The organism is Pantoea sp. SM3640, assembly GCF_015654165.1.
Classification (GTDB): Bacteria; Pseudomonadota; Gammaproteobacteria; order Enterobacterales; family Enterobacteriaceae; genus Pantoea; species Pantoea vagans.
The window spans coordinates 2,898,369-2,922,252 of record NZ_CP064872.1; the positions used below are offsets into that span (position 1 = coordinate 2,898,369).

Below are 23,884 nucleotides of genomic sequence, written 5' to 3' on the forward strand. Positions count from 1 at the left end.
TCCTCAGATAGACAGCTTGTTGATGCGTTTGCCACCGTAAACCAGGTTAACAATGGCACGGGTACCGATAATCGCGGTGAACATTGAGGTCGCGATACCAATTGCGGTGGTAATCGCAAAGCCTTTGATCGAACCGGTGCCGACCGCGTAAAGAATGATAACTTTGATCAGGGTCGTCACGTTCGCATCGACAATACTGGAGAAGGCGCCTTTGTAGCCTTCATGAATTGCCTGCTGAACCGAGCGCCCGTTGCGCAGCTCTTCTTTAATACGTTCGTTAATCAGTACGTTGGCATCGACTGCCACCGCCAGCGTTAACACGATACCGGCAATACCCGGCATGGTCAGGGTCGCGCCCGGCAGCAGGGACATGATGCCGACAATCAGCACCAGGTTCACCAGCAGTGCACTCGTTGCAATCAGACCAAACTTCTTATAGAACACCACCATAAACAGGATCGAGGCAAGCAGACCCCACAGGCAGGCTTCCAGACCCTGAGTAATGTTCTGCTGACCCATGGTCGGCCCGATAGTACGCTCCTCCACAATCTGGATCGGCGCAATCAACGCACCGGCACGCAGCAGCAGCGACAGCTGACGCGCTTCGTTCGGGTTGTTGATACCGGTGATGCGGAAGCTGTTCCCCAGGCGAGACTGGATATTGGCGACGTTAATCACCTCTTCCTGCTTCACCAGAATGGAACGGCCATTGGCATCTTTCTTACCGCTGTCCTTGTACTCCACAAACAGGGTCGCCATCGGCTTGCCGATATTGTCCTTGGTGAAGTTGGACATGATGTTACCGCCTGCGCCATCCAGTGAAATGTTCACCTGTGGCTGGTTGTACTCATCCATGCTGGAGGTTGAGTCGGTGATATGGTCACCGGTCAGGATCACCCGCTTGTAAAGCACGACCGGCTGGCCATCACGCATGTCTTTAACTTCAGAGTCACCCGGTACACGGCCACTGGCCGCCGCAGTCGGATCCACGCTGGTGTTCACCAGACGGAATTCCAGCGTCGCGGTGGCACCCAGAATCTCTTTGGCGCGCGCCGTATCCTGAATACCCGGCAGCTCAACCACGATACGATCGGAACCCTGACGCTGAACCAGCGGTTCAGCTACGCCCAGTTGGTTTACACGGTTACGCAGAATCGTAATGTTCTGCTGAACCGCATATTCACGTGCTTCGCTGAGACGGGCATCGCTCATGGTGGCACGCAGCGCATCGCTGCCGCTGCTGTTGATCACCAGATCCTGATGACGCGAGCTCAGCCAGGAGATCGCCGCGTCGCGGCTGGCAGCGTCACGGAAACGAATTTCCACGCCGTAGTTCGCGATTTTATTGACGTTGGTGTAGGGGATATTTTTGGTGCGCAGGTCGCTACGCAACGTGTCAGCATTCTGCTCCTGCAGCTTGCTGAGCGCGGTGTCCATGTCCACTTCCATCAGGAAGTGCACACCACCACGCAGATCGAGACCGAGTTTCATCGGCTCTGCTGACAGCATCGTCAGCCAGCGCGGCGTGGCAGGCGCAAGGTTCAGCGCGACAACGTAGTTTTCACCCAGCGCTTTCATGATCGCTTCACGGGCGCGTAACTGCACATCCGTATTAGCGAAACGCGCGGTAATCGCACCATTTTCCAGCGCAACAGATTTGCTCTGGATATTGTCTTGTTTTAATGCGGACTGAATTTGATCCAACGTCTGCTCACTGGCGGCGCTTCCGCGCGCACCAGTGATTTGAACGGCCGGATCCTCACCATACAGGTTGGGAAGCGCATAGAGCAGGCCGACGAGAATCACGACGACCAGCATTACGTACTTCCACAAAGGATAACGATTTAACACGGCAGTTCCCTTAGGGAAGAAAGAATTACAGCGCCTTGATAGTGCCTTTCGGCAGCACGGCGGCGACGAAATCACGTTTAATGACGACTTCATTGGTGTCATTCAGCGCGATAGCTACGTAGCCCGTGTCAGAGACTTTCGTTACGCGGCCTACCAGGCCACCGCTGGTCAGCACTTCATCACCCTTAGAGATGGAATCCATCAGCTTCTTGTGCTCTTTCGCACGTTTCTGCTGCGGACGCAGGATCATGAAATAGAAAATCAGACCAAACACCACCAGCATGATCACCAGAGAATACGGACTTCCCTGAGACGGAGCGCCTGCTGCGGCCACGGCGTCAGAAATGAATAAGCTCATTAAATTTCCCTCATTGATGAATTATCAGACGTTAATGGCGGAACTTCTTTGCCCGTCCGTTGGTAAAACTCAGTTACAAAGCGCTCTAATTTACCCTCTTCGATGGCCTGGCGTAAACCTGCCATCAGACGCTGGTAGTAGCGCAAATTGTGGATAGTATTCAGACGCGCGCCCAGTATTTCGTTACAACGGTCGAGATGATACAAGTAGGCACGGCTATAATTGCGACAGGTGTAACAATCACACTCCGCATCCAGCGGCGCAGTGTCATCTTTGTAGCGGGCGTTGCGAATCTTCACCACACCTTCGGTGACAAACAGGTGACCATTTCGCGCATTACGGGTTGGCATCACGCAATCAAACATATCAACGCCGCGACGGACACCTTCAACCAGATCTTCTGGCTTGCCGACACCCATCAGATAACGCGGTTTATCCTGCGGAAGCTGCGGACAGACGTGCTCAAGAATACGGTGCATGTCCTGCTTAGGCTCACCCACCGCCAGGCCGCCCACAGCGTACCCATCAAAGCCAATCTCTACCAGACCTTTCACCGAGACATCTCGTAAATCTTCGTAAACCGAGCCCTGAATAATGCCAAATAAGGCATTTTTATTCCCGAGGCTGTCGAAACGATCACGGCTGCGTTGCGCCCAGCGCAGCGACATCTCCATAGAGCGTTTGGCGTAGTCCCAGTCAGCCGGGTACGGCGTACATTCATCGAAAATCATTACGATGTCGGAACCCAGGTCGTACTGAATCTCCATTGATTTTTCGGGATCCAGGAAGATCGGGTCGCCATTGATCGGGTTACGGAAGTGAACGCCCGCTTCGGTGATTTTACGGATGTCGCCCAGGCTGAAGACCTGGAAGCCGCCGGAGTCGGTCAGGATCGGGCCTTTCCACTGCATAAAGTCATGCAGATCGCCATGCAGTTTCATAATCTCCTGGCCCGGACGCAGCCAGAGGTGGAAAGTATTGCCCAGAATGATCTGCGCGCCGGTTTCCTGCACTTCTTCCGGCGTCATGCCTTTCACGGTGCCGTAGGTGCCAACGGGCATAAACGCCGGGGTTTCCACCACGCCGCGATCAAAAATCAGACGGCCACGGCGTGCGCGCCCGTCTGTGGTATCAAGTTCAAATTTCACAAAGCCTCCATCGGAGAAACAGTCCGATGCAGATAACCTTCGTCACGTAACAGGCGATTCCGGCTATCGGTTAATAAATCAGTCGCCCACTTTTTCCAGCGGCGCCTGCGGATTTTTGCTGATAAACATCGCATCTCCATAACTGAAGAAACGATATTGCTCAGCCACGGCTGCGCGGTACGCGGCCATGGTGTGCTGATAACCGGCAAACGCCGAGACCAGCATAATCAGAGTCGATTCGGGCAGATGGAAGTTGGTGATCAGCGCATCGATCACCTGATACTCATAGCCCGGATAGATGAAAATCTGGGTATCGTCGAAGAACGGCGCAATCAGGGCATCCTGACTCGCTTTGGCGGCGCTCTCCAGCGAACGAACAGAGGTGGTGCCGACGGCGACCACCTTGTTGCCACGTGCTTTACAGGCCAGTACCGCGTCGACAACCTCCTGCGGCACTTCGGCATACTCCGCGTGCATGTGATGCTCTTCGATGGTCTCGACACGCACCGGCTGGAAGGTGCCCGCCCCGACGTGCAGCGTCACAAAGGCCATCTCGATGCCCTTCTCTTTCAGCGCCTGCAGCAGCGGTTCATCGAAGTGCAGACCAGCTGTCGGAGCCGCGACGGCACCCGGACGGGCGCTGTAAACCGTCTGATAAAGCTCGCGATCCGCCTCTTCATCCGGACGGTCGATATACGGCGGCAGTGGCATGTGACCGACACTGTTGAGGATATCGAGCACCGCGCGCTCATCATCAAACGCGATCTCAAACAGCGCATCGTGGCGTGCCACCATGGTCGCTTTCACACTCTCATCTTCGCCCAGCAGCAGTTCTGCCCCCGGCTTCGGCGCTTTTGAGGCGCGCACATGTGCCAGCACGCGCTTGTCGTCGAGCATCCGCTCCACCAGCATCTCGATTTTGCCGCCGCTGGCTTTACGGCCAAACACGCGCGCCGGAATCACACGGGTGTTGTTGAACACCAGCAGATCGCCTGGATTCAGCTTATCCAGCACGTCGGTGAAAACACCGTGCGACAGCGCACCGCTGGGACCGTCGAGCGACAGCAGACGACAGCCGCTGCGCTGCGCCTGGGGATAGTGAGCAATCAGGGATTCGGGCAGTTCAAAAGCAAAATCGGCGACACGCATTGAAATGTTCTTTCTCAGGCAAAAACAGGCGGCACAGTTTAGCGGAAAACCGACCAATTCTGAACAACTGGCTGCGCAAAGGCAGTTCAGCCTATAATGCGGCATGAACTTTCTTGCGCATCTCCATCTGGCTAAGCTGGCCGACAGCTCCTTACTCGGCAATCTAATGGCCGACTTTGTGCGGGGCAACCCGCACCAGCACTGGTCCGCGCCTGTCGCAGACGGCATTCTGATGCATCGTCGTCTGGACGTGATGACGGATGCGCTGCCGGAGGTGCGCAGCGCCCGTCAGCTGTTCCGTGCGGAAACTTATCGTGTGGCACCGATTACGCTGGACGTCATCTGGGACCATTTTCTGGCCCGTCACTGGCAGCAATTTACGCCCGACCAGACGCTGGTGCAGTTTTCTGCCACCGCCGAGCGCGAAATCCTGCCGCAGCTGGCCGACACGCCTCCTGAATTTCAGGCACTCAACGCGGTGATGTGGCGCGAGCGGTGGTTTGAGCATTATGCGCAGCCTGCGCGGCTGGAGCGGGTGCTGCACGGCATGGCCAGCCGCCGTCCACGCCTGTCGGCACTACGCGACTCCTACCACGATTTCACGCAACATTATGATCAGCTGGAAGCGCTGTTTTTTGTTTTTTATCCGCGTTTAATGGCGCTGGCGACCAGCAGAACCCTGTAAAACCCGATCCTCTGCTGCCGGGCTGACGGACATGCGCTTTTGCCTGATGAAAAAAGCCAGCAGCCCGGCTCAGCACCATCTTGCCATTGCTGCTTATCTGCGGCTTAATGAAGCCTTTCTTAACAATAGTGAAGTAAACATCACAGCCAGACCGCCTGTTCAGGCGCGCCTTCCGTTCGTTATGGCAAAAAATCATAAGAGGAAAAGATGTCATCCGCTTCGCATTCTGAAATAGACGCGCGTTACCGTTACGCCTGCGACATCGCCCGTGCGGCGGGCAGCCGGGCTCTGTCATGGTATCAGCAGCGTCAGACACTGGTCGTGGAACACAAAAGGGATTTGCAGGACGTGGTCAGCGAGGCTGATCGTAACGTTGAGGCATTAATTAAGACCTTAATCGCTGAACGTTTTCCTGAGGATATCGTCTATGGCGAAGAGAGCGGCGGCGAGGTTGAGGGTGCGCCCTTTATCTGGGTTGTCGATCCGATCGATGGCACCGCCTGTTTCGTCAACGGCCTGCCTAACTGGTGCGTTTCACTGGCGGTGGTCTGTGAAGGCGAACCGGTGATCGGCGTGGTCTGCGATCCCAATCATCAGGAGCTGTTCCACGCACGGGCAGGCCAGGGGGCATGGCTGAATGAAAGTCGCCTGCATGTGCATGACGCAGCGCATCTCAACGAGGGTTTGCTTGGCATCAGTAACTCCAGCCGGACGCCGGGCGAAAGCGTCTCACGCCTGATCAGCGGCTTAATTGAACAGGGCGGCATGTTTATTCGCATCGGTTCGGGTGCGCTGACCAGTGCCTGGGCAGCAGCCGGTCGGCTGATTGGTTACTACGAAGCGCATATGCATCCGTGGGATAGTCTGCCGGGCATCGTTCTTATGCGCGAAGCAGGCGGTGTCACCAATGATTATCTGCGTAATGAAGGCCTGAAAAACGGTAACCCGGTGTTGCTGGCCAATGCGACCCTGTATCCAAAAATTAAAGCGCTGACCGGCAACGGCGCACTGGAAGAGTAAATGACGCTGCCAACCCTGTGCCGCTGTGCGCTAATCCTCGGTTCTCTTTGGCTGTTAAGCCCGGCGGCACAGGCGGCGGATTACCAGCTGGAGAAAGTGGTTGAACTGAACCGTCACGGCGTACGTCCACCCACGCCAGGCAATCGTAAAGAGATGGAAGCCGCCAGCCAGCAACCCTGGACACAGTGGACCACTGCCGATGGCGAGCTGACGGGTCACGGCTACAGTGCCGTGGTGAATAAAGGACGCTGGGAAGGCGATCACTATCGCCAGCTTGGCCTGCTGAGCGCGGGCTGTCCGGATGCGGCTCAGGTCTACGTGCGCGCCAGTCCGCTGCAGCGCACCCGCGCCACGGCTGCGGCGCTGACGGACGGCGCGTTTCCCGGCTGCGGCGTGCCGGTGCATCACGTCGCGGGCGATGTGGATCCCCTTTTTCAGACTGAAAAGCTGACGGTCACCCGGACCGATCCCGCTCAGGAGCTGGCCGCGAAACAGCAGAAAGCGGGCGATCTGGCACACCTGCAACAGCAACTGCAACCGGCGATTCAGCAGTTGAAAGCCGCCGTCTGTCCCCCCGCAACGGATTGTCCCCTGTTTGAGGCGCCCTGGACGTTCCGGCAAACCCGCAACGGGAATAGTTACGTTTACGGGCTGAGCGTGATGGCGAGCATGGTGGAGACGCTGCGACTGGGCTACAGCGAAAATCTGCCGTTTGATCAGCTCGCCTGGGGACACATCACCACGGCCGCGCAGATCACCTCACTGTTGCCGCTGCTGACCGCCAACTACGATCTCAGCAACGACGTACTCTACCTGGCACAGCGCCGTGGCTCGATATTGCTCAACACGATGCTGGAAGCGATCGCTGCCGACAGCTCACCGGGCCGCTGGCTGGTTCTCGTCGCGCATGACACCAACATTGCGATGGTGCGCACCCTGATGGACTTTAACTGGCAGTTACCCGGCTATTCTCGCGGTAACATTCCGCCGGGTAGCAGTCTGGTGCTGGAGCGCTGGCGCGACACCCGCAGCGGCGAGCGTTTTTTGCGGATCTATTTTCAGGCGCAGAGTCTGGATGACATCCGTCAGCTGCAACCGATTAATGAAAAACATCCGTTATTACAGCAGGAATGGCATCAGCCCGACTGCAGAGTTACCGATGCCGGCCTGCTCTGCCCTTATCAATCCACGCTGACTCAGCTGCGTAAAAACCTGGATAACAGCGCTGTGCTGCCGGTTTCGGTTATATTGCCCTGAGTCTGTGGCTAATCAAATTAAGGCCGCAGCCGCAATGCGGCCTTAATAATGTTAACCGCTGTTAATTAACGCTACTCCGACCTTTTCTTATTTAATTCGCCTGACTATCAGCGCCACGCATTTTGATTTACGATAGTCCTGTCAATCATCCCTTTATTATCTATTTTCCTGTAATTCTTGCGTATTTCGGCGACTGGTTTCGCCGTTTTTTATTTCTGCCTCTCTGCTTTTTTAGCCCGCCAGTGCCCGTATAGCCGCACTTTTCTGAGCATGAAGCCCCATCAACGCCTTTGCCCGCCTGTAATCTTCAGCGATATTCACTGCCCGTCTGAATAATCTTTTCGGGATGCATTCACCGTAATAATCCGGCGCAGCGTCTTATTTCGATAACAGTGGTTCAACGCGTAATAAAAGAATTCAGCGTTGTGGCGAAGATCACACAAATAAACAGTGACGGGAGAAAATAAAAGAGGGAAATAGCGGCTTCTGCTCCCCCATAAATCGGGAGAGCAGAACAGGAGATTAGCGTGGTTTACGCACCAGCTTATAGCCCAGCAGCAGCACCACAATCCACACCATGCCAACATAGAGTGAAATGCGGGTATCGGGGAAATAACCAATCAGACCGATAATAAAGCAAAGGAACGCCACGCCGACGCCAGCCGTCCAGCTGCCACCTGGCAGCGCAAACTGTAGCTTACTCGCCGCCTCTTTGCCAATTTTGCGACGGAAGGCGATCTGCGACAGCAGAATCATGATCCAGACCCACACCGTTGCAAAGGTCGCCAGCGAGGCGATGACCAGGAAGACTTTTTCCGGCATCAGGTAGTTGAGATAAACCGCAATCAGCATGGCGAACATCATCACCACCACCGTCACCCACGGAATGCCGCGCGACGAAACCTTCATAAAGACTTTTGGCGCATGGCCCTGCTGCGCCATCCCGTGCAGCATACGGCCCACGCCAAACACATCGCTGTTAATCGCCGAGAGTGACGCGGTCAGCACGACGAAATTGAGGATAGAGGCGGCTGCCGCGATCCCCAGATGCTGGAAGGTCAGCACAAACGGGCTGCCCGAGGTTCCTACCTGATTCCACGGGTAGATCGACATAATCACAAACAGCGTGCCAACGTAGAACACCAGAATGCGCCACGGCACCGAGTTAATCGCGCGCGGAATCGACTTCTCCGGATCTTTCGCTTCACCCGCAGTGATACCGATGATTTCGATGCCGCCATAGGCGAACATTACCATCTGCAGCGACAGCAGCATGCCGACGACGCCGTGGGCGAAGAAGCCGCCGTTGGTCCACAGGTTATGGATACCGGTCGGCTGACCGCCGTTGCCAATCCCCCAGATAATCATGCCGAAACCAGCCAGAATCATCACGATGATGGTGGCGACTTTGAAGAAGGAGAACCAGAACTCCACTTCGCCGAACACTTTCACGCTCATCAGATTGACGGCACCGATGATCAGCACCACGCTCAGCACCCAAATCCAGTGCGGCACCTCAGGGAACCAGACGCCCATATAGATGCCGAACGCGGTAACGTCCGCTATCGCCACAATCAGGATTTCAAAACAGTAGGTCCAGCCGGTGATATAGCCCGCCATCGGCCCAAGATAGTCCTGCGCGTAGCGGGAGAAAGAGCTGGCCTGAGGATTGTTAACGGACATCTCACCCAGCGCGCGCATGATGATATACGCCACTGCACCGCCGATGATGTAGGCGAGCAGCACGCTCGGTCCGGCCATTTTTATCGCGTCAGCGGAACCGTAAAACAACCCGGTGCCAATCGCCGATCCCAGCGCCATAAAACGGATGTGGCGCGTGCTCAGTCCGCGTTTGAGCTTGTTGGTTTCTTGCATAACAACCTGTACCTGTGAAATGAAAAAACCACGGGCAAGCCCGTGGTTAAAGAAGAATCAGTGCGCTCTGTTACGAGTGAACCGTCACCTGTTCCGGTCCTTTCACCCGATCCACAACAGCGGCAATCAGCAGCATTACCAGTGACGGTGGCAACCAGGCAAGACCCTGGTCAGCCAGCGGCAGGTGCTGACTGAATGCCGGCAGCAAATCTTTAAACCCGGTGGTTTTAATCGCATCAACAATGCCAAACAGCAGGCTGACCAGCATCGCTGGCGCGATAATCCGGCTGCTCTTATTCCACCAGTTAAGGGTGAAACTCAGCACCACCAGCACGATACAGGGCGGATAGATCGCCGTCAGTACCGGGATGGAGATCTGAATCAGGTGGCTCAGGCCGAGATTCGACACCACCATCGAGAACAGACCCAGAATAAACACCAGCGTTTTATACGACAACGGCAGGTATTGCGCAAAAAATTCCGCACAGGCACAGGTCAGGCCGACGGCGGTCACCATACAGGCGACGAAGATCAGCGCGGCCAGGAAGAAGCTGCCCATGCTGCCAAAGGTATGCTGAACATACGCGTGCAGAATCGCTGCGCCGTTAGCATTTTGATCCACCAGCGCCCCGCTGCCTGCGCCCAGTTTAAACAGGCAGAGGTAGACCAGCGTCAGGCCCAGACCGGCAATCAGTCCTGCCAGCACGGTATAACGGGTCAGCAGCGCGGCATTATCAACACCACGTGAACGGGCGGCGTTAACGATCACGATGCCGAACACCAGCGCGCCCAGCGTATCCATGGTCAGATAGCCATTAACGAAACCGCTGGAGAACGCCGCACGCTGATAGTCCGCGGTCGCCGGAATGGTGCCGCCTGCGGGCCACACCAGTGCAGCCACGCCCAGCACGGTCAGCGCGATAATTTTTAGTGGCGCCAGGAAGTGCCCTACCGTGTCGAGCAGTTTGCCCGGATAGAGCGACACGCCAATCACCAGCGCGAAGTAGATCAGGCTATAGATGAACAGCGGCAGCGCGCCATCGCCGGTCAGCGGTGCAATGCCCATCTCAAACGAGACGGTTGCCGTGCGCGGCGTAGCAAACAGCGGCCCGACAGCCAGATAGCACACGGTGGCCAGCACGATGCCAGCGACCTTGCCAATCGGGGTGCTGAGCGCATCCACGCCGCCGCCGACGCGGGCCAGGGCGATCACGGTCATCACGGGCAGACCAACAGCGGTAATCAGAAAGCCGATGGCGGCTGTCCAGACGTGTTCGCCAGACTGAATACCGACCATGGGCGGGAAAATGATGTTGCCCGCGCCAACAAACAGGGCAAATGTCATAAAGCCCAGCGCGAGAATGTCCTTCGAAGTTAAACGATGTGTCATACGGCCTGTCACTGATGTTGCGGTGGAAGTTGGGTTAGTGTTGTCCCCTCGCTGCGTGCAAACCGCGATCTGGCTGACAATGTCAGCGCATTATGCTCGTCGCAGGGTAAAGCGCAGGTGATTTAAGCTGCTTTTATTCTGTTCACAGAGGGATGGATCGACAACGGCGCTAAGTAAAACGTTTATAGCGGTGAAAGGCAATACGGGATCGGAAAACCAGAAGGTTATGCCGCCATTTTTTCAAAAGGCAGTGGATAGCGTTAATTTTTGCCGCAGGCACACAAGATGATGTGCTTAAATAACAGACAGAGCGTGAGAAAACCCCGCATAAACGGGCCAGAAGATACACAAAAGGCGCGTTTTACGCGCCTGTCTGCACAACGTTACAGCATTACCAGACCTGATTAGCAATATCGACCACTAAACGAATCTTCTGCCATTGCTCGGCTTCGCTCAGGCTGTTGCCCTCTTCGGTAGAGGCAAAGCCGCACTGCGGGCTGAGGCAGATCTGGTCCAGGCTGATATACTGCGTCGCCTCTTCCAGCCTGGCTTTCACCTGCGCCGGATCTTCCAGCTCACCCACTTTGGTGGTGATCAGCCCCAGAACGACCTGCTGATGGCCCGGCTTAACGTAACGCAGTGGCTCAAAGCCGCCGGAACGGGCGTTGTCATACTCCAGGAAGAATGCATCCACGTTGACGCTGCCGAACAGGATTTCTGCCACGGGCCCATAGCCGCCTTCAGAGATCCAGGTTGAGCGGAAATTCCCGCGGCAGACATGCAGACCCACGGTCAGATCGGCAGGTTTATCTTCCAGCGCTTTATTCAGCACCTGAGCATACGTCTGTGCCAGCTGGTCCGGATCGTCGCCACGAGCGCGGATATCTCGCTTCTGATCTTCAGAACAGAGGTACGCCCAGACGGTGTCATCCAGCTGAAGATAGCGGCAGCCCGCGTCGTAAAACGCCTTGATCGCCTGTTTGTACGTCTGCGCCAGATCGTCGAAGTATTCCGCCAGATCCGGATAGACTTCCGAATCAATCACTTTGCGGCCACCGCGGAAGTGCAGCACGCTGGGGCTGGGAATAGTCATCTTCGGCACCGCATCACCGGCAATACTCTGCAGGAAGCGGAAATGGTCGAGCATCGGGTGATCCGCCGGGAAACCGAGTTTGCTCACCACTTTCACGCCATGCGCTTTAGTCTGCACGCCATTAAACTGGATGCCCTGCTCCGCTTCATAGCTCTCAACGCCGTCAAGACCATAGAAGAAGTCGAAGTGCCACCAGCCGCGACGGAACTCGCCGTCTGTCACCACTTTCAGGCCATTTTCACGCTGTTTCGCGACCACATCGCGGATTGCCGCATCTTCAACCTGACGCAGGGCGGCGGCATCAATCTCTCCGGCTGAAAACTGTTCACGCGCCTGCTTAATTGCAGCGGGACGCAGGAAGCTGCCAACGGTGTCGGCGCGGAACGGGGCGGTTTCTCTTTGCATGATCACTCCTGTCCTTCCTGCAAATGATTACGGCAGGAAATAATTACATTCTGATATAAATAGCCATCTGGATGGCTATATGTCTGAATGCAGAGTGACACGAGTAACCTCAGTCTGCAACTGAAGAAAATTCAGCGATGATGAAAAAAATTCATGCTGGAAGATTATTGCAGCGCTGCGCGCGCCTGCGCCATCTGGCTGTCAGAGAGCGGCAGGTAGCCCGCTTCGCTGACGCGCCGCTGTCCCTGCACGGAAAGCACCTGCTGCAGAAACGCGGCTACCAGCGGCGGCAGCGGTTTGCCGGGCGCTTTGTTGACATAGAGATAGAGCGGACGCGCCCAGGGATAGCGGCCGCTGCGGATCGCATCGGCATCCGGAGCAATCGCCTGGCCCTGGTCATTCATCACCGCCAGCATTTTTACGCCGCTGAGGTGAAAGCCGAAACTGGCATAGCCGATGCTGCGCGAATTACCGGCCACCGCCTGCACCACCGCCGCCGAGCCGGGAAACTCCGCTACGTCACTGCGGAAATCGCCTTTACACAGCACCTGCTGTTTGAAGAACCCCCAGGTGCCGGAGGCGGAGTTGCGCCCATAACGCTGAATCGGCCGTTCGCGCCACTGGTCGCCGGTTAAACCAAGATCGCCCCAGCGCAGCGGCACACTGTGCGCGCCACACAGGCGGGTAATGGAGAAAATCGCGTCGAGCTGGCGCGGTTCAATCTGCTGCAGCGGATTGCGCTGATTGACCACCACCACCAGCGCATCCATTGCCACCGGCACCGCCAGCGGTGGATAGCCGTAGCGCGCCTCAAAGGCCTGACGTTCATCAGCCTGCATGGGGCGACTCATCGGCCCGAGCTGTGCGGCACCCGCCGCCAGCGCGGTCGGCGCGGTAGACGAACCGGAGGCCTGAACCTGCACATTGACGCCCGGTGCCTGGCGGCTGAAATCTTCGCCCCACAGGGTCATCAGATAGCCGAGCGTGTCGGATCCGACGCTGCTGAGATTGCCGGAGAGCGTGCCGGGCTGGGCCAGCGCCAGACCCGGCAGCAGAGAGACGATTAATAAAAGAAGGAGGCGCATCAGAGAGATCCGGCAGCGATTAATGAACGGCATTCTCCTGCATCACGCTGTTCACAATCAACCTCGCGGGCAGCGTAAAGGTAAAACAAGTCTCTTTATGTGGCACGCTGGTGATATCGAGCCGCGCGTTGTGGTGGCTCAGCGCATGTTTCACAATCGCCAGTCCCAGCCCGCTGCCGCCGGTGGCGCGCGAACGCGCCTTATCAACCCGGTAGAACCGCTCGGTCAGACGCGGAATATGTTCTGACGCAATACCCGGCCCGTTGTCGCACACCCGGAAGGTCGCGCCCTGCTTGCCACGCAGCCAGCTGATATCAATCCGCGTGCCCTCCGGCGTGTGATTCACCGCGTTGTACACCAGATTGGAAATAGCACTGCGCAGCTGTTCGTCGTTGCCGAACACTTTCAGATGGGGATCGGTATGGAAATGAATATCGTGACGACCGCCACTCAGCGTCGCCGCCTCATGCTGCAGCAGCTTCAGCATCACCGGCACATCGACCTTCTCTTTGAGATCGATCGCGGGCGCGGCTTCGATGCGCGACAGCGTCAGCAGCTGTTTCACCAGACTGTCCATGCGGCGCGTCTGCTCCGACATGGTGTGCAGCGCTTTGCTGCGCGACGGCTCGCTCATCACCGAGTCATTCATCATCTCCAGATAGCCCTGCAGCACGGTGAGCGGCGTGCGTAACTCATGGCTGACGTTGGCAAAGAAGTTGCGGCGCGCCCCTTCCAGCTGATGCATCTGCGTCACATCACGCGCCACCAGAAGCCACTGCCCTTCGCTATAGGGCATGACGCGGAATTCCATGTGAAGTTTGTTGTTCAGCACCAGCGTCAGCGGCTTGTCAAAATCGCGCTGGCGCAGATAGCGGGAGAACTCCGGGTAACGCAGCAGATTGAGGATATTCTGGCCATTATCTTCCGGCCAGCGCAGGCCCAGATGCTGCTGCGCCAGGCCGTTACACCAGAAAATAGTGCCCTCTTCCGTGGTCAGGATCACCGCATCCGGCAGCGATTCGGCCCCGCTGCGAAAACGCTTAATCAGATTACCGAGTTCACGCCGCCGCCGCCGGTTGCGCAGCTGCATCTGGTAAAGCCCATAAAACAGCGGTTCCCAGCTGGCACGCCCGGTCGGTGGCGTCATGGTGCGGTCGAGCCACAGCCAGTGCGACAGCCGCATCAGATTGTGGAAATGCCACAACAACACCATGACCACGCTCAGCAGCAGCCACCAGGGCAGGCCGCCAAACAGCAGACCCAGCAGCGCCGCAGGCAGACAGGCCAGCAGCAGTTCTGTCAGTAATCTCTTCCAGGAGAGGCGTTCCAGCACGGTAAAGGCTCCGTTTAGTAGCGGGCAGAGAAACGATACCCTGTTCCACGGACGGTTTGTACCATGCGATCGTGGCCGGAGACTTCCAGCGCTTTACGTAAACGGCGAATGTGAACATCGACAGTGCGATCCTCCACATACACATTGGTGCCCCAGACGTGGTTCAGCAGCTGTTCGCGGCTGTAGACACGCTCCGGGTGCGTCATAAAGAAGTGCAGCAACTTATATTCGGTGGGGCCCATCTCCAGCGGCGTGGTTTCGGACATCACGCGATGTGAGGAGGGATCCAGACTCAGCCCCTGCATCTCAATCACCTCTTCCACTGCCATCGGCGAAATGCGGCGCATTACCGCTTTGATCCGCGCCATCAGCTCTTTAGGTGAAAACGGCTTGGTAATGTAATCATCGGCGCCCACTTCCAGGCCACGTACCCGATCTTCCTCTTCGCCGCGCGCGGTCAGCATCATCACCGGGATATCGCGGGTCATCGCCTCGCGCTTCAGATGCTTGATAAACTGAATCCCGCTGCCACCGGGTAACATCCAGTCCAGCAAAATCAGATCGGGCCAGGGTTCAATCAGCTTGCCAACGGCGCTGTCATAATCTTCCGCCTCGATTGGCTGATAGTCGTTCTGCTCCAGAACAAAACACAACATTTCACGGATGGGGGCTTCATCCTCCACAACCAAAATGCGCTTAGCCATTATTACTCCTGCTGATTATGACGGCTGTCACTGAGATTCGCGGCGCCATTATGCGTCAGATTTGTGACACTTTTATGAAAAACATAACCTGCCTGTAACCTCACTGGTAATCATTTATGACAGCGCAGCGACATTTTTTTGCTTTGGCCGCAGAGCCAGTATAATCGCCCGGCGAATCACAACGGCAGGGACTCATCATGCGCATCATTCATACTGCGGACTGGCATCTGGGGCAGTTCTTCTACAACAAAAGTCGGGCGGCGGAACATCAGGCGTTTCTCGACTGGCTGTTGATCCAGATTGAACAGCATCAGGTGGATGCGCTGATTATTGCAGGCGACCTGTTTGATACCGGTACGCCGCCCAGCTACGCCCGCGAGATGTTTAACCGCTTCGTGGTGGCACTGCAGCCTGCGGGCTGTCAGCTGATTGTGCTGGCGGGTAACCACGATTCCGTGGCAACGCTGAATGAGTCACGCGAATTGCTGGCCTGCCTCAACACGCGGGTGATCGCCACCCCGCAGGCGCAGGATGATGTGCTGCTGCTCAACACCCGCCAGGGCGAGCCGGGCGCGCTGCTGTGCGCCATTCCCTATCTGCGCCCGCGCGATATCCTGCGCAGCCGGGCGGGTCAGTCGGGACGCGACAAGCAGACCTCGCTGCTGGAGGCGATTGCCCACCACTATCAGCAGCGTTTTGCCGCCGCCCAGGCGCTGGGCTATGCGCTGCCCGTCATTGCTACCGGGCATCTCACCACCGTTGGCGTCAGCCAGAGCGATTCAGTGCGTGACATCTATATCGGCACGCTGGATGCGTTTCCCGCCAGCGCGTTTCCCGCTGCTGATTATATTGCGCTCGGCCATATTCATCGCGCCCAGCGCGTGGCGGGCAGCGAGCATATCCGCTACAGCGGCTCGCCGATTCCGCTGAGCTTTGATGAGCTGGGGACTGAAAAAAGCGTCTTCCTGCTGGAGCTGGCGGCCAGCGGCCTGCAGTCAGTCACGCCGCTGATGGTGCCACAGGCGCAGCCGATGCAGGTGCTGAAAGGGTCGCTGGCGCAGATAGCGGAACAGCTAAATGCCTTCAGTTCGGCAGAGCAGGAAAAACCGACCTGGCTCGATATCGAAGTCACCACTCAGGAGTACCTCAGTGATCTGCAACGTCAGGTCGAAACCCTGACCGCTACGCTGCCGGTCGAAGTCTTGCTGCTGCGCCGCAGCCGTGAACAGCGGCAGCAGAGCCTGGCGCGGCTCGACAACGAAACGCTGAGTGAGCTGAAGGTGGAAGAGGTCTTTGCCCGCCGCCTGGCGCTGGATGAGGAGCTGCAACCGGCGCAAATCGACGAGATGACCACGCTGTTTCACCAGACGCTGGCCGCCATGGAAGAGACCCAATGAAGATCCTTACGCTACGGTTTAAAAACCTCAATGCCCTGCGCGGTGAATGGTTCATCGACTTCCGCGCCGAACCCTTTGCCAGCAACGGCCTGTTTGCGATAACCGGGGCCACCGGAGCCGGTAAAACCACCTTGCTGGACGCCATCTGCCTGGCGCTCTATCACCAGACGCCGCGCCTGGGCGCGATTTCCCAGAGCCAGAATGCGCTGATGACCCGCGACTGCGCAGAATGTCTGGCTGAGGTCGAGTTTGAGATCAAAGGTGAAGCCTGGCGCGCTTTCTGGAGCCAGAACCGCGCGCGCGGCACCGCTGACGGCAAGCTACAGGCGCCGCGCGTTGAGCTGGCGCGCTGTGACGACAACACCATTGTTGCCGATAAGGTCGGTGACAAGCTGAAGCTGATCGAAACCCTGTCAGGTCTTGATTTCGAACGCTTCACCCGCTCAATGATGCTGTCACAGGGACAATTCGCCGCCTTTCTCAACGCGAAAGCCAGTGAACGCGCCGAACTGCTGGAGGAGCTGACCGGCACCGAAATTTACGGCCTGATTTCCGCAGCCATCTACGAGCGTCATAAAGAGGCGAAAACCCAGCTGGATTTGCTGCGCAGCCAGGCGGGAGCGATGGCGCTGCTGGATAGCGATGCCCGCGACGCGCTGCAACAGCAGTTTAGCGATCTGACCAGGGCTGAACAGCAGCTCAGCGCGGATTATCAGCAGGCGCAGCAACAGCAGCAGTGGCAGCAACAGGCACAGCAGTTACAGCAGGAGAGTGCGCAGGCTGAAGCGGCGCTACAGCAGGCACAGGCCGCGTCACAGGCGGCTGAAACCGACCGCCAGCGGCTGGCTCGCAGCGAACCGGCTGAAAAACTGAGGATTAAACTGCAGCAGCGTGACACATTGCGCAGTGAACAGCAGCAGGCTGAGAGCCGCTATCAGCAGCTTACCGCGGCGCAGCAGCAGGCGCAGAACCAGCAGCAGCAGCATCAGCAGAATTATGCGGCCGCTCAGACCGCCCGCCAGCTGGCGCAGCAGGAACAGCAGCAGCAGGAGAACCTGCTGACGGAACAGGTGCTGCCGCTGGATCAGCACATCACGACGCTGCAGCAACAGCTTGCAGAGCAGCAGCAGGAAAATGCCCGGCAGCAGCAGCATGCCGACCAGACCCAGGCCAGCCTGACGCAGCAGAAGCAGCAGGTCGCGGCCTGGCAGCAGGCGATTGCCGAACAGCATCAGTTACGCGAGCAGCTGGCCGATCTGGCGCACTGGGGCGCTTCGCTGCCGGTATGGCAGGAGAACTTTGCCCTGCTGGCACAGCGCGAGGCGACACTGGCGGGACTGACGCAACAGCGCGAACAGCAGCAGCAACAGATCGATGCGCAACAGGCGAAACAGCAACAAGAGGCACAACAGGCACTGCCGCGCCAGTTGTCAGATCAACAGGCCCGCCAGGCGCTGTCGCAGGCGGAGCAGGTACTCACTTCGCTTCAGGAGCAGCATCCGCCTGCCGCACTGCGGCAGGCATTAAGCCAGTTGCAGAACAGCCGTCCGGCGCGTCAGCAACTGCTGCTGCTCTCAACGCAGTGGCAGCCGCTGCACCAGCAGCTGGGCCAGCGCCAGCAAAGGCTGAGCGCGCTGGAAAAAGCGCATCAGCAGAGTGAAGCGGAACTCCAGAGCCTGCGCGAGACGTGGAAACGCGAAAAACAGCAGCTGGATGATGTCGAAAAAATCTGCGCGCTGGAGCAGCAGATTGTCGACCTCAGCGATTACCGCGCCCGGCTCACCGCCGATCAGCCCTGCCCGCTGTGCGGCTCCTGCACCCATCCCGCCGTTGAGGCCTACAGCACACTGGAAGTGAGTGCTAACCAGCAGCGCCGGGCTGCGCTGCAGCAGCAAACCGAGGCACTGCGTGAAGCGGGCACGGCAAAAAATGAACAGCTGAAGCAGTCAGTAGTGCAGCAGCAGGCCCTGCGCGATGAAATCGCCGGGATGCAGCAACAGCTTGAGCAGCTTGAGCAGCAATGGCAGGCGCTGAGCGGTGAGCTGGCACTTACCATCCCGCTTGCCGATCGCGAGGCCTTAGCCACGTGGCAGCAGCAGCAAAGCGACCGTGAAAGTCAGCTTGAGCAGCAGCGACAGGCTCAGGAGGCCGCTGAACAGGCGCGTCAGGCTGCGAAAGATCACCATCTTCAGCAACTACAGGCCTGGCAGCAGCACCAGCAGGCCGAACAGCTGGCGCAGCAGTCGCTGACCAGCCTGCAACAGGCACTGGATGCGCTGCAACAGCGTCAGCAGCAGGAACAGCAGGCCTGGGAGCAGTTGCAGAGCCGTCTGGAGCAGCAGTTCAGCGCGCACCATCTTGCCCTGCCCGATGCTGCCGATCGCGATGCGTGGCTGGCGGAGCAACAGCGGCGCTGGCAGCGCTGGCAGGAAAGTGAGCAGTTGCTCGCTAACCTGCAGCCGCAGCTGTTAAAAGGGGAAACCCAGCTCACTGCCCTGCAACAACAGGCAGAGCAGGAACAGCAGCAGCTCGCCACCCGTCAGCAGCAGCAGCAGCAGAGCCAGGCGCAGCTCAGCGAAATGCGTCGTGCCCGTCTGGCGCTGTTTGGCGATCGCGATGTCGCCAACGCCCGTCAGCAGCTGCAGGCCCGCGTTCAGCACGCTGATGAACAGCTGGCACAGCAGCTCACCGCCCTGCAGCAGGCGCAGGCCGAGGTCAGTCGCCTGCAGGGTGAGCTGTCGGGGCTGGAAAATCAGCGTCAGACGCTCAGCGGCAAACTGGCAGAGGCGGAAAGCACGCTGCAGCAGGCACTGGAGAGCGCCGGATTTATCGATGAAACCAGCCTGCGCGCGGCGCTGCTGGATGAGCAGACTGCGCTGCAACTGCGTCAGCAGCTGCAGCAGCTCGATCAGCAATGCCAGCAGCAGCAGGCGCGACTAGCGGATCTGCAGCAGCGGCTCAGCGTTCATCAGCAGGCGAAACCCGATGCGATGCCGGAATCCGCCGAAGCACTGGCGCAGCAGCTGGAGCAGTTACGGCTGGCCCTGCGCGACAACGCCAGCCAGCAGGGTCAGATTCAGCAGCAGCTGCACAGCGACGCCAGCCTCCGCGCCCGACAACAGAGCCTGATGACGCAGATTGAACAGGATGGTGTGGTGCTGGCGCAGTGGAGCCTGCTCAACGATCTGATCGGCTCCGCCAGCGGCGATAAATTCCGGCGCTTCGCCCAGGGGTTAACGCTGGATCATCTGGTAGCGCTTGCCAACCGTCAGCTCGATCGGCTGCATGGCCGTTATCTGCTGCAGCGCCGGGCGCAGGATCTGCTGGAGCTGGATGTCGTCGATACCTGGCAGGCCGACGCGGCTCGCGATACCCGCACGTTGTCAGGTGGCGAGAGTTTCCTGGTCAGTCTGGCGCTGGCGCTGGCGTTATCGGATCTGGTCAGCCACAAAACGCGCATCGAATCGCTGTTTCTGGATGAGGGGTTCGGCACGCTGGATGCCCAGACGCTGGACACCGCGCTGGATGCCCTCGACGCGCTGAACGCCAGCGGCAAAACCATCGGGGTGATCAGCCACGTGGAAGCGATGAAAGAGCGTATCCCGGTGCAGATTAAAGTGCGCAAGATGAATGGATTAGGGTACAGCCAGCTGGAATTGCCGCAGGGATAACGGGCGCCAAAGCGCCCGTTTGAGTCTGATCAGCGGGTGCTGACGACTTTGTAGCGAGGGCCGGTAAGTAATCCGCCCTGCTCGTTCTGTGACAGCAGACGATTGCTGGTCAGTCCGGCCACGGTATGGGCTTTGTCAGTGACGTTGTCGGAAATCTGCTTGATCGCCGCGCTGACCAGAATACCAATCACGCCGTTGTTGTTATTATTGCCCTGATCATTGTCGGTAGCGGTAGCGGAACCCTGCCAGATCTCTTTGCCGCTGCGTAAATCCACCAGCCGTGCTTTGGCGGTCACGGTGGTCACGCTGTCGATCACCCGATAGCTGCTGCCATAGTCGCTGATCGAGATATAGAGCGCGCTGTCGGCGTGGAAGATCTCATTCAGACGTTTCGCGCTGACCGCCTGGGCGTCGCTGGCGCTGGTCAGGCCGTTCTGCTGAAAGGTCTCTTCAACCACCGCCACCGGGAAGACGTAGTAACCGGCTTCGGCCAGCGGACGCGTCACCAGCGAGTTCAGGCTGTGAGCGGCGTTGATATCCGGCGAGGTGTTAGCGGCAGGCAGCACCAGAATCGAGGCAGGCTTGCTGGCACGAAACGCAGTGTAGTCGTACGGTTTTTTTGGCTGCGCACAGCCAGTCAGCAACAGCACCATCAGCGCGCCGCTCAGGGCAATCCATTTTTTCACTGTACCACTCCTTGTTTTTTACTCATCAGAAAATCCATGTAAGGTGCTGATTCGGGGAACAGCTGCTTCTCGGTGGCGAACTGACCAAACGCTTTATTGGTATCACCGGTTTTAGCGTAGAGCAGGCCGAGCTGCGCATGCAGGCCTGGCGGTACGGGCTGACCCGCAGCACGGGCTTTTTCCACATCCAGACTCAGCGCATCGATCTGCTTCAGCGGATCGCCGCTTTGCTGATAGTAGCTATAAATCTGTTCCTGATAGTCGCCCCAGTAGTAGATCGTTTTCGGCGCTTTTGGCGCACAGCCGGCCAGCAGCGCCGCTGCCATCAGCAGGCTGCTCAGTGTCATCATTTTCATTTACTGCTTCCTTATTTAGCCGGACGCCATGCGCCGTTGTTGATTCCATCCACTAAATGATCGACCGCTTCGCGAATCGCCAGATCCATCACTTTGCCGTTCAGCGTCGAGTCATAGCTGCTGGTGCCGCCAAAGCCGATCACTTCACGCGCCGAAAGCTGGTACTCGCCTGCACCCTGGGTGCTGTAAACCACTTCAGAGGTAGTGACATCCACCACGTTGAGATTCACTTTGGCATAGGCGATCTGGGTTTTGCCGCGGCCCAGAATGCCCCACAGCTGCTGATCGCCCACTTCTTTGCGGCCAAACTCGGTAATATCACCGGTGATGATGTAGTTCGCGCCTTTGATATTCTGCTGGCTGCGTTTGAAGTCTGACTCCTGCTGCAACTCTTTCAGATTGCTGCGATCCAGCACGCTGAAGCGATTGGTCTGCTGCAGATGGGTAATCAGAATGGTTTTCGACTGATTACCCAGCCGATCGACACCATCAGAGAAGATGCCGTTCATGTACGAGGAGCGGTTATCGAACTGACCTACCGCAATCGGGCTGCGCACGCCCTGATAAACCGGCTGGCTGGCTGCACGAACCTGCGGAGCCTGAATAGCACGGGAAGATTCGGTAGCACAGCCGCTGATTAGCGAGGTGGTTAACAAGGAGAGTGCCGCAAAGGCATATTTTTTCTGCATTTCTAATCCATGAAGTGAAAAAAGACATCATCCGCACAGAGGCGGTAAATTCTGGTTCTGCCGACAGTCGGAGGAATGCCATAGCATTCAGCAGGCCGGTCTGTAGACTGTCGGCAGCAGACCGGAAGATCTTTAGAAAAAAGTGGCTAACTTAATGAATTTAATTAATACAATAGTGAGAGTATTGCCAGGTGTGATTATTGCAATGGCGCTCAGCGCCTGTCAGCAACCTGTGACAAAGCAACGGGATAGCGTGGCAAACCTGTGTGAGCCTGCGAAGGATCCGGACAGCAAATCCTGTCACTGGACTAATCAAATGCAGCCGGTACTGAATCGACAGTTTACTGATGCGGCGCGTTACGCCGGTCAGCAATGTCTGGTACGGATGGAGTGGCAACAACACAGCAGACATTATGCCGTGACGCAGACTCAGGGGGATGAGGCGCTCTGCCTGCGTGCCTGGCAGCTGGTGGCACAAACGCGCGATCTGCCCCCGCCGCCGGAGCCGGGACAACCGGCGTGGTTTGGCTTTGCGCCGCGTGGTTAGCTGGCCAGACCTTCCTGGCGCCACTGGCGCGGACTGATGCCAAACCAGCGGCGAAATGCGCGTGAGAACGCGCTGACTTCCGAGTAGCCCAGCAGCAGCGCCATCTCCGAGATCGGCAGCTGCTTCTGCTGCAGATAGTACGTCGCCATTTCGCAGCGCACCTGATCCACCAGCGCAGTAAAGCTGCTGCCCTCTTCGCGCAGCCGCCGCTGTAGTGACCAGCTCGACAGCCCGAGTTTATCCGCCACCTCTTCCAGCACCGGCTCGCCCTGCATCAGCGATAAATTAACCTGCGAACGCGCCTGCTCAATCATGCTTTGCTGAGACGTCCCGCGGTTCAGCCGCCGGATCGCATCCTGCATCACCATCAACAGGATCGGATCGCTCTCCGGCATCGCGCGCAGCAGATCGCGTTTCGGGATCACCAGCGAATTAAACGGCTGATCGAACCAGACCGGCGCATCAAACACTTTGCAGTGATCGTGCCACTGGCCGGGACGCGGATGCTCGAAATGGACTTCGCGCGGCGCCCAGTGTCTGCCCGCGACGTGGCGGATCAGATTCATAAACATCCCCAGCGTCAGCTCGGCATCCTGACGGCGCGACAGAATAGCCCCGTGGCGCACCTGATAGTCGAGCCGCCAGCACTCTCCCTTATCCACCAGCCGGGTTAAGGTGTCGTGCTGATGCCAGGGAAACGCGTTAACCACATTGTGCAGCGCCTGTTCCAGCGTGACGGAGCACAAGCCAATGTAGCCGATCAGGCCTAATGACTGCGGTTTAAACTGCCTGCCGTAGTGCAAACCGAAGTTATCAAAACCAGAGTGGCGCGCCGCCTCTTCCAGCACCCGACAGTAGTTCACCAGCCCCAGGCTTAGCGTCGGACTGGCCAGACGTTCCGGATCGATGCCGCTGATGCCAAATATGCGATCAACATCGCCACCCTGAGTATGAATAAACTCGCTTAAGCCGGTCGCCGCCGCAGCCAGTACGCCGTGATTGCCTGCCCCCGCCGCGGCAGAGCAGGCCGCAAACGCATCGGGCTTGATCAGTGTCGGATTCATGGTCGCCTCAGTCAGAAGTCAGGTGGATCACCCGTCCCTGAGATCAGAGCAAATTCCATACCAGGTCTCTAAGCCCCGCCTGCGGGCGGTCCGGACTGCGCGCGGACACGGCATCCGGCAC

General features: G+C 57.9%; 20 protein-coding genes. 6 read left to right on the forward strand and 14 right to left on the reverse strand.

Translation table 11 applies throughout. The annotated features are described in order from the left end of the window. Positions 1-3: 3 nt before the first annotated feature. The 4 genes from secD to queA all read right to left on the reverse strand — a co-directional run bounded on the left by secD (position 4) and on the right by queA (position 4,506). Positions 4-1,851: a protein translocase subunit SecD gene (secD, locus tag IV493_RS13595; protein WP_013356970.1), complete on the reverse strand. Its 1,848-nt coding sequence runs from the start codon at positions 1,849-1,851 to the stop codon at positions 4-6. A gap of 25 nt (positions 1,852-1,876) precedes the next feature. Beyond that, positions 1,877-2,209 carry a preprotein translocase subunit YajC gene (yajC, locus tag IV493_RS13600; RefSeq protein ID WP_009091760.1) on the reverse strand — a complete coding sequence of 111 codons (333 nt, stop codon included), beginning with the start codon at positions 2,207-2,209 and terminating at the stop codon, positions 1,877-1,879. Beyond that, complete coding sequence (gene tgt / locus IV493_RS13605) at positions 2,209-3,357, reverse strand: tRNA guanosine(34) transglycosylase Tgt (RefSeq protein ID WP_013356969.1); 1,149 nt, start codon at positions 3,355-3,357, stop codon at positions 2,209-2,211. The genes yajC and tgt overlap by 1 nt, the downstream gene beginning before the upstream one ends. Positions 3,358-3,435: 78 nt before the next feature. Next, complete coding sequence (gene queA, locus IV493_RS13610; RefSeq protein WP_033731738.1) at positions 3,436-4,506, reverse strand: tRNA preQ1(34) S-adenosylmethionine ribosyltransferase-isomerase QueA; 1,071 nt, start codon at positions 4,504-4,506, stop codon at positions 3,436-3,438. A gap of 103 nt (positions 4,507-4,609) precedes the next feature. Between queA and IV493_RS13615 the strand changes: the two genes are divergently transcribed. From IV493_RS13615 to IV493_RS13625, 3 genes are all read left to right on the forward strand, one after another. Beyond that, positions 4,610-5,191, forward strand: a complete 582-nt coding sequence (locus IV493_RS13615; RefSeq protein WP_095707616.1) for an ACP phosphodiesterase — start codon at positions 4,610-4,612, stop codon at positions 5,189-5,191. A gap of 207 nt (positions 5,192-5,398) precedes the next feature. Beyond that, positions 5,399-6,211, forward strand: a complete 813-nt coding sequence (locus IV493_RS13620; protein WP_195857289.1) for an inositol monophosphatase — start codon at positions 5,399-5,401, stop codon at positions 6,209-6,211. Continuing rightward, positions 6,212-7,468: a histidine-type phosphatase gene (locus tag IV493_RS13625; RefSeq protein ID WP_195857290.1), complete on the forward strand. Its 1,257-nt coding sequence runs from the start codon at positions 6,212-6,214 to the stop codon at positions 7,466-7,468. A 522-nt stretch (positions 7,469-7,990) separates the two neighbouring features. Here the strand turns inward: IV493_RS13625 and proY are convergent. From proY to phoB, 6 genes are all read right to left on the reverse strand, one after another. Then, the gene (gene proY / locus IV493_RS13630) at positions 7,991-9,343 is read right to left on the reverse strand and encodes a proline-specific permease ProY (protein ID WP_033731734.1); all 1,353 of its coding nucleotides are present in this window, start codon (positions 9,341-9,343) and stop codon (positions 7,991-7,993) included. A 70-nt stretch (positions 9,344-9,413) separates the two neighbouring features. Continuing rightward, complete coding sequence (brnQ, locus tag IV493_RS13635; RefSeq protein ID WP_013356963.1) at positions 9,414-10,733, reverse strand: branched-chain amino acid transporter carrier protein BrnQ; 1,320 nt, start codon at positions 10,731-10,733, stop codon at positions 9,414-9,416. A 391-nt stretch (positions 10,734-11,124) separates the two neighbouring features. Then, positions 11,125-12,231, reverse strand: a complete 1,107-nt coding sequence (locus tag IV493_RS13640; RefSeq protein WP_195857291.1) for a cobalamin-independent methionine synthase II family protein — start codon at positions 12,229-12,231, stop codon at positions 11,125-11,127. A gap of 164 nt (positions 12,232-12,395) precedes the next feature. Then, positions 12,396-13,316: a PstS family phosphate ABC transporter substrate-binding protein gene (locus tag IV493_RS13645; protein WP_147788576.1), complete on the reverse strand. Its 921-nt coding sequence runs from the start codon at positions 13,314-13,316 to the stop codon at positions 12,396-12,398. Positions 13,317-13,335: 19 nt separating this feature from the next. After that, positions 13,336-14,649 carry a phosphate regulon sensor histidine kinase PhoR gene (gene phoR, locus IV493_RS13650; RefSeq protein WP_095707620.1) on the reverse strand — a complete coding sequence of 438 codons (1,314 nt, stop codon included), beginning with the start codon at positions 14,647-14,649 and terminating at the stop codon, positions 13,336-13,338. 14 nt (positions 14,650-14,663) lie between these two features. Continuing rightward, positions 14,664-15,353: a phosphate response regulator transcription factor PhoB gene (gene phoB / locus IV493_RS13655; RefSeq protein WP_003852491.1), complete on the reverse strand. Its 690-nt coding sequence runs from the start codon at positions 15,351-15,353 to the stop codon at positions 14,664-14,666. A gap of 197 nt (positions 15,354-15,550) precedes the next feature. Between phoB and sbcD the strand changes: the two genes are divergently transcribed. Together sbcD and IV493_RS13665 are read left to right on the forward strand one after the other, a co-directional pair. Then, positions 15,551-16,750, forward strand: coding sequence for an exonuclease subunit SbcD (gene sbcD / locus IV493_RS13660; RefSeq protein ID WP_195857292.1), 1,200 nt, complete (start codon positions 15,551-15,553; stop codon positions 16,748-16,750). Next, the gene (locus IV493_RS13665; RefSeq protein ID WP_195857293.1) at positions 16,747-20,421 is read left to right on the forward strand and encodes an AAA family ATPase; all 3,675 of its coding nucleotides are present in this window, start codon (positions 16,747-16,749) and stop codon (positions 20,419-20,421) included. Before sbcD ends, IV493_RS13665 begins: the two co-directional genes overlap by 4 nt. 29 nt (positions 20,422-20,450) lie before the next feature. Here the strand turns inward: IV493_RS13665 and IV493_RS13670 are convergent, their stop codons facing one another. The 3 genes from IV493_RS13670 to IV493_RS13680 are packed head-to-tail and all read right to left on the reverse strand — an operon-like array spanning position 20,451 to position 22,152. After that, on the reverse strand, positions 20,451-21,107 hold the full coding sequence (locus IV493_RS13670; protein ID WP_230299971.1) for a DUF799 domain-containing protein: 657 nt from the start codon (positions 21,105-21,107) through the stop codon (positions 20,451-20,453). After that, the gene (locus IV493_RS13675; RefSeq protein ID WP_013356956.1) at positions 21,104-21,463 is read right to left on the reverse strand and encodes a DUF4810 domain-containing protein; all 360 of its coding nucleotides are present in this window, start codon (positions 21,461-21,463) and stop codon (positions 21,104-21,106) included. The genes IV493_RS13670 and IV493_RS13675 overlap by 4 nt, the downstream gene beginning before the upstream one ends. Before the next feature lie 11 nt (positions 21,464-21,474). Further along, positions 21,475-22,152 (reverse strand): CsgG/HfaB family protein, encoded by a 678-nt coding sequence (locus tag IV493_RS13680; protein ID WP_013356955.1) that lies wholly within the window; start codon positions 22,150-22,152, stop codon positions 21,475-21,477. A gap of 154 nt (positions 22,153-22,306) precedes the next feature. Between IV493_RS13680 and IV493_RS13685 the strand changes: the two genes are divergently transcribed. After that, positions 22,307-22,699, forward strand: a complete 393-nt coding sequence (locus IV493_RS13685; RefSeq protein ID WP_061061744.1) for a cell envelope integrity TolA C-terminal domain-containing protein — start codon at positions 22,307-22,309, stop codon at positions 22,697-22,699. On the opposite strand, the gene IV493_RS13690 is transcribed toward IV493_RS13685, so the two are convergent. Continuing rightward, the gene (locus IV493_RS13690) at positions 22,696-23,763 is read right to left on the reverse strand and encodes an AraC family transcriptional regulator (protein WP_061061743.1); all 1,068 of its coding nucleotides are present in this window, start codon (positions 23,761-23,763) and stop codon (positions 22,696-22,698) included. The two genes, IV493_RS13685 and IV493_RS13690, sit on opposite strands and share 4 nt — an antisense overlap. Between the last annotated feature and the right edge of the window lie 121 nt (positions 23,764-23,884).

Excerpts from the sequence above, each read along its gene's own strand:
- queA (WP_033731738.1), bottom strand. The coding sequence starts at position 4,506 with ATGCGTGTCGCCGATTTTGCTTTTGAACTGCCCGAATCCCTGATTGCT.
- proY (WP_033731734.1), bottom strand. The coding sequence starts at position 9,343 with ATGCAAGAAACCAACAAGCTCAAACGCGGACTGAGCACGCGCCACATC.
- IV493_RS13665 (WP_195857293.1), top strand. The coding sequence starts at position 16,747 with ATGAAGATCCTTACGCTACGGTTTAAAAACCTCAATGCCCTGCGCGGT.
- sbcD (WP_195857292.1), top strand. The coding sequence starts at position 15,551 with ATGCGCATCATTCATACTGCGGACTGGCATCTGGGGCAGTTCTTCTAC.
- IV493_RS13690 (WP_061061743.1), bottom strand. The coding sequence starts at position 23,763 with ATGAATCCGACACTGATCAAGCCCGATGCGTTTGCGGCCTGCTCTGCC.
- IV493_RS13645 (WP_147788576.1), bottom strand. The coding sequence starts at position 13,316 with ATGCGCCTCCTTCTTTTATTAATCGTCTCTCTGCTGCCGGGTCTGGCG.
- IV493_RS13685 (WP_061061744.1), top strand. The coding sequence starts at position 22,307 with ATGAATTTAATTAATACAATAGTGAGAGTATTGCCAGGTGTGATTATT.
- IV493_RS13640 (WP_195857291.1), bottom strand. The coding sequence starts at position 12,231 with ATGCAAAGAGAAACCGCCCCGTTCCGCGCCGACACCGTTGGCAGCTTC.
- IV493_RS13625 (WP_195857290.1), top strand. The coding sequence starts at position 6,212 with ATGACGCTGCCAACCCTGTGCCGCTGTGCGCTAATCCTCGGTTCTCTT.
- brnQ (WP_013356963.1), bottom strand. The coding sequence starts at position 10,733 with ATGACACATCGTTTAACTTCGAAGGACATTCTCGCGCTGGGCTTTATG.
- IV493_RS13680 (WP_013356955.1), bottom strand. The coding sequence starts at position 22,152 with ATGCAGAAAAAATATGCCTTTGCGGCACTCTCCTTGTTAACCACCTCG.
- IV493_RS13620 (WP_195857289.1), top strand. The coding sequence starts at position 5,399 with ATGTCATCCGCTTCGCATTCTGAAATAGACGCGCGTTACCGTTACGCC.
- IV493_RS13675 (WP_013356956.1), bottom strand. The coding sequence starts at position 21,463 with ATGAAAATGATGACACTGAGCAGCCTGCTGATGGCAGCGGCGCTGCTG.
- IV493_RS13615 (WP_095707616.1), top strand. The coding sequence starts at position 4,610 with ATGAACTTTCTTGCGCATCTCCATCTGGCTAAGCTGGCCGACAGCTCC.
- phoB (WP_003852491.1), bottom strand. The coding sequence starts at position 15,353 with ATGGCTAAGCGCATTTTGGTTGTGGAGGATGAAGCCCCCATCCGTGAA.
- yajC (WP_009091760.1), bottom strand. The coding sequence starts at position 2,209 with ATGAGCTTATTCATTTCTGACGCCGTGGCCGCAGCAGGCGCTCCGTCT.